Here is a 5,772-nt window from a genome sequence, read left to right as displayed (position 1 = left end):
GGTAATCCCCATCCACTTTATAAAGTAATTGTATTGCTGTTTGCGGTGTTTTTAAATTATGGATTTGCCGAAGCCTTAGCCCAGCAGATCCCAGTTTGGAAAAGCGCCCAGGATAATCTGAGTACTGTAGATTGGCTTGTTCATGCAGAAGGTCACCCTGCGGCTGTTTTTAAAAGTGCAGATCAAAAAGATATTATTTTARGCAATGGCCTGCTTAAGCGGGTGTTCCGTTTATCGCCAAATGTGGCCTGTACCGATCTTCGCAACCTGACTACTGGTGAGCAGTTGCTCCGGTCAATTAAACCAGAGGCCCAGGTGACCATTAACGGCAAAAAATACAATATTGGTGGTTTATATGGCCAGACAGAAAATGCCTACATTACTATTGGCATACTGGCCAGTTTGAAAGCGAATGCAAGAGATTTTCAGTTCCAGGAATATGAAATTACTGCATTGCCACAGTTTATCAAATGGAAACCAGGCTCCATGTGGACGGCTAATAAGAAAAATCCTACAGGCAAAACATTAACATTTACCTATAAAAGTTCAGACGCGAAACTAAACGGTGTTTTGGTTAAGGTAAATTATGCACTGTACGATGGACTTCCATTGATGACCAAATGGGTAACAGTCGAGAATAAAACGGATGCTCCAATCAAGATTGATCAGGTGGTAAATGAGGTGCTCGGCGTTGTAGAAGAAGAAAGCGCTGTTGTGGGTGGTACCGATAAAATGAAAACACCACATGGTATTTATATCGAAAGTAATTTTGCCTTTAACAATGCCATGAAGTACAGCTTAAGTGATCAGAGCACGCATTGGAAGGCCGACAGCCTTTATACTTCACAGGTGAATTACGATAAAACCACCCCTTGTTTATTGGAGGTATACCCAGATAAGGGCGTGAATGTTGAACTCGCTGCAGGCGAGGTATTCAGCTCTATCCGCACCAACGAGCTTTTAATGGATAGTTATGATCGGGAAAGACGGGGTTTGGCCATTCGTAAAATGTACCGCGTTATTGCACCGTGGACAACTCAAAATCCAATCTTTATGCACCTGGTGAGCAAGAACGATCAACAGGTAAAGAATGCCATTGATCAGTGTGCGGCAACTGGATACGAAGCACTGATTTTAAGTTTTGGAAGCCACCTGAATATGGAAGATTCTACCGCATCAAATATCCAGAAGTGGAAAAACCTTACCGAATATGCCCATGCTAAAAATATAAAGATTGGCGGTTATTCGCTTTTTAGTTCCAGAAGAATTAGTGATGAAGATGATGTGATTAGTCCGCTGACTGGAAAACCAGGAGGTGCCTTTTTCGGTAACGCACCGTGTTTTGGTAGTAAATGGGGTTTGAGTTATCGCGATAAAATCAAATATTTTTTCAAGAAAACAGGATTCGACATCTGGGAAAACGACGGGCCTTACCCTGGAGATGTATGTGCCTCAACCACACACCCGGGGCACAAAGGATTGGCCGATAGCCAATGGATACAGATGGAAATGCAAAAGGAACTTTACCACTGGCTAAGTGAACGGGGCGTTTACATCAATGCACCTGACTGGTACTTTTTAGATGGTACCAATAAAATTGCAATTGGCTATCGCGAAGTGAATTTTTCGTTGCCAAGGACTAACCAGATGATCTTGAACCGACAGAATATTTTTGACGGTACCTGGGAGAAAACACCGAGTATGGGCTGGGGTTTTGTGCCACTTACGGCCTATCAGGGGGGAGGTGCAGAAGCTGTACTTGAGCCACTTGCCGATCACCTTAAAGATTATAAACAGTTGATGATGCAATATTATGGAGCAGGGGTGCAGGCCTGTTATCGTGGCCCCCGCCTGTACGATACCGAAGCGACCAAAGAAACTGTAAAAGGCGTAATCAATTGGTATAAACAATACCGCGATATTCTCAATAGCGACATTATCCACTTACGCAGGGCCGACGGCAGAGATTGGGATGGTATTTTACATGTAAACCCTAGCCTGAAAACAAAGGGCTTGTTAATGGTTTATAACCCCTTGGATCAGGATATAGAAAGGGTAATTTCTGTTCCTTTATATTATGCAGGCATAACCCGTAATGTGATCGTAACCGATGACGCAGGAAAGAAAACGAGCCATGTGGTAGATGCCTCACATAAAATTCAACTTAAAGTCAAGATCAAGGCAGAAGGGTATACCTGGCTTAAGATGGAATAGACTGTTGAAATATTGCCAAAGAAAAACAGGTTGTATCACAAAGGCGATTTTACCTCAAATGTTGCCATCTTGTCCAAAGGACTTCTACGGAGAGTTTGTCGAAACACCTTGAAGCGTATTTAATAGGCCCTTCGACAAGCTATCAATGACAAGATTGTAAAAACTGGTCGTCATTCTCGCGCAGGCGGGAATCTTAATGCAACATATAACCCTACCAAGGCATTAGATTATTCATAAGCTTTCTTCTCTTCAAAGGCATTCATGAGCACTCCGTGGTTCCCAATCAAGTTGGGAATGACGATATTTCTCTCCCTGTCATCTCCACTCCAATGTTTTTCATAAATTAACCCTCAGGATGACAAATTCTATATTTATGATACAATCTCTTTTAGCATTAGCCAAAATTCTGATTTTTTATACGAACCATTGTGTCATTGCTTTTTGCAATTCGCTAATCTCTATCGCATTATTAGTAGCCCAGGCCACAATTCCATCAGGCCGGATCAATACCGCACATAACCCAAATTGATTTTTCGCAGTTGCCGAAATATAATCGATCTGGTTGTATTCACTAGCCAACTTTTTCAGTGAGGTATCATGGTCAAAACTGAGCATTATACCCCGGCCATTATGCATCAGTTCGCCAATTTTTGTTCCATTTTCAAATTCAAAATTAGGAACACTGCAACCAACCAGCGGATGCTTTCCACCAAGATTAATTTGAGTAGAAACGCCCCAAACCCTGCCCGCAAAATAGGTGGCGCCATCAACGGTATTGATAAGGTCGGTAACAATGGCATGCAAAGCGCGTGCGTTAGGATCAGGTTTCATAATTGCTGCCTGAGCACGCGACCAGTTGAGTACTTGTGCACCAATTGGGTGTCGCTCTGTACCATAACTATCCAACAAACCTTCAGGAGCTTTGCCGTGGATGGTGGCTGCAAGTTTCCAGCCCAGATTCATGGCATCACCCAAACCCAGGTTAAGCCCCTGGCCACCTAAAGGTGCATGAATGTGCGCAGCATCACCAGCTAAAAGTATGCGTCCGTTGCGGTAGCTTGTGGCTTGCCTTGCGCGGTCGGTCCAGGTGCTTGCAATATGGAGCGTACTGATGGTAACATCGGTATTTGAAACACGGCGCAGTACCTCTTGCAGATGTTCTTGTGTAACTGGCTTTGCCGAACCATGAAATGCACCACCATCAAAATCCTGTATGGCCAGGTAACCTGGCTGCGATTGCATGTACATCCCTGTTGGGGTTAGGTTTCGTCCTGGTTTAAGCAGCTCTGGATTGAGGATGTCTACCATAGTTGAGTAACCCGTAAATTCAGGCTCAGTTCCGGTAAATTCGAAACCACCGGTTTTGCGTACTGCGCTCCGGCTGCCATCGCAGCCCACAAGCCATTTACTTTCGAAAGATTGCCCACCCGCCTCTACAATTACACCTTCGTTATTTTGATGGAAGCCTGTAACGGGAAAACCTCGTTTAATTTCAACGCCTAAGGTTTCTGCCCGCCATGAAAATACAGTTTCCAGCTCCTCCATTTCAGTAATTAAACTGGTAGGTGTAGAACCCGGTAGGCGATATTTCCATTGGGTGGTATCGATGTCTCCATCGTGAAATGGAATGCCAGCGAAATGTCCTGCCTGGCGACGGGCCCCCTGCACAGCATTTTGGTGAGGGTTTTTAAGGTGTTTATGTATTTCAAGTTCTTGCAGCAAGCCACGGCGATAAAGCGCTTCAATAGTTGGTGCCGATAAGCCGCGGATACCGAAAGGAAGCTGTTTTAAAGGCGAGTGAGCCTCTACTGTTTTTTCGAGTATCAATACCCGACATTTGGCTAAAGCCAACTCGCAAGCTAGGAACAGGCCTACAGGGCCGGCACCAGAAATAATAACATCGTAAAAAGTAGGTGTGTGTATGGTTTTTTTATTTTTAAGTGTTGTGTTCATATCGTATGATTAAAACACAAAATTCTGGAATGCTGAGGCATTAGGCTTGTATAAACGCGACAATCCTCGGTTGGGTTCAGGATGAGAGATTAAGCAGGTCGTTGCTTAACACCTGTTTGCCTTTCTTTGCCTTTCGGGCGAATGCTGCAGGGCTAGTGCCACTATAACGTTTAAATTCTCTACTCAAGTGAGGTTGGTCGGTATAACCAAACTCATGCGCCAAACTGACCAGGTTGGCATCTGGATCATGCCACAATCGGTTGCGTACCTGCTCAAAACGCATCAGGCCCGATACATCTTTAACTGTATGGCCTGAAGAGCGTTTAAAGTTCCTTTCCAATGTGCGCACCGTTACATGGGCGGCCGCCGCAACCTCACTTACAGGTATAATACCCTTTGCTTCCTGCATTGCCATTCCAGCTTTGAACAACATACTGTTCGCAGCAACCTGCGCCCTTGCCTGCAAGAAATACTGCTTTACCGTTGCCGCCGCCTCATTTATTTTTCCATCAAGAATAAAGGTATTCAGTTTGGGTTGAAGCTGGGCCATGGGGTGCTCAAATAGATGTAATCCATGTTTGTTGGATGGGAGACCGAGCAAATCGAATACCGTCCATGGAAAGCACCTGATCCCAATGATTTCGAAACGATTTTTCGTGTAAAAAATAGCAGGCTGGTTAAGTAATCCCATCATAAATGGTGAGGGTAATGGTTTCAATTCACCATTGGAAGAAATGTTACAGCCGCTGCCAAAGTGAAAAATGATCTCTGCATAACCATCAGGTACAACTTCAAAGCTTGATAGTTCTGCTCCAGATACTCTTCTGTTGTACCAAAAGCACTTTATCGTATCCTGCAGCTCCTCTGGAGGTTCGAATTCTTGATGATGCATTTTTAATGGCGGCATATTCGAGGGGATTGTATGCAAGTATAGTGCTTATTACAATTATTTCAATTGGCTAAAACTTCGTAATGATTTTCGCTTTCTGATTTGTTGAAAAGAATGGCTAATGATTATATTCGTCTATCAGAAATATCGACATAGAAAAATAACCAGAAACCATTACCATTAATTATTTGTCAATGAAACTAAAAATCATTTCTATATTGTTTTTAACATTAATTATTGGATGTAAAAAAAAGGATGTTTCTTATGACCAAAATACCATCGCCTGTGGAACAAAAAATCCTTTAGAAAATTTACCCTGGCTTAAAAACGAATTTAAGGATATTGCCAATTATCCTGATATGAATGGCATCGTACTTTATGAATATAATGGCGAAGAAGTGATCAATATTTATAAATCATATTATAGCAGTACATACGGAAGGCCGTTTTATTGTGATGGCAAACAAATGCAATTTAGCTCTGGTGAAGATTTGAAAAACTATCTTCAGAAAAGGAAGAAAATAGCTGTTTTATTCGGTGAAAAATTTGATCTTACGCCCTGAAATATGAAGAAATTAAAGCTCATCTGCTACATTATCTTTCTTCTGGTTTCCGCTTCATGGGCACAAAATTCTAGCGATACATTGCATTTTAAAGATCATTTGTTGCCAATTTCGCAACAGAATATTTTTAAGGTAGAGGGTTACTACAGTTGG

Annotated in this window: 4 protein-coding genes; 2 read left to right on the top strand and 2 right to left on the bottom strand. The window is 42.7% G+C overall.

What is annotated here, in order from left to right; genetic code table 11:
• Nucleotides 1-2,214 (top strand): hypothetical protein (locus AC1DPQ_RS15760; protein ID WP_477610163.1); only part of this gene is annotated, 2,214 nt, incomplete at its 5' end.
• A gap of 414 nt (nucleotides 2,215-2,628) precedes the next feature.
• On the opposite strand, the gene AC1DPQ_RS15755 is transcribed toward AC1DPQ_RS15760, so the two are convergent.
• Nucleotides 2,629-4,167, bottom strand: a complete 1,539-nt coding sequence (locus AC1DPQ_RS15755) for an FAD-dependent monooxygenase (protein WP_477580223.1) — start codon at nucleotides 4,165-4,167, stop codon at nucleotides 2,629-2,631.
• 76 nt (nucleotides 4,168-4,243) lie between these two features.
• Entirely contained in the window at nucleotides 4,244-5,059 is an 816-nt protein-coding gene (locus AC1DPQ_RS15750; protein WP_477610161.1) for an AraC family transcriptional regulator, read from the bottom strand.
• A gap of 191 nt (nucleotides 5,060-5,250) precedes the next feature.
• Between AC1DPQ_RS15750 and AC1DPQ_RS15745 the strand changes: the two genes are divergently transcribed.
• Nucleotides 5,251-5,619 (top strand): hypothetical protein, encoded by a 369-nt coding sequence (locus AC1DPQ_RS15745; RefSeq protein WP_029279835.1) that lies wholly within the window; start codon nucleotides 5,251-5,253, stop codon nucleotides 5,617-5,619.
• Nucleotides 5,620-5,772 lie beyond the last annotated feature (153 nt).

It is taken from the genome of Pedobacter sp. 01T416_2, from assembly GCF_056398925.1.
The sequence above is the reverse complement of the archived record's forward strand: the minus strand, read 5'-3'. Positions and strand labels throughout refer to the sequence as shown.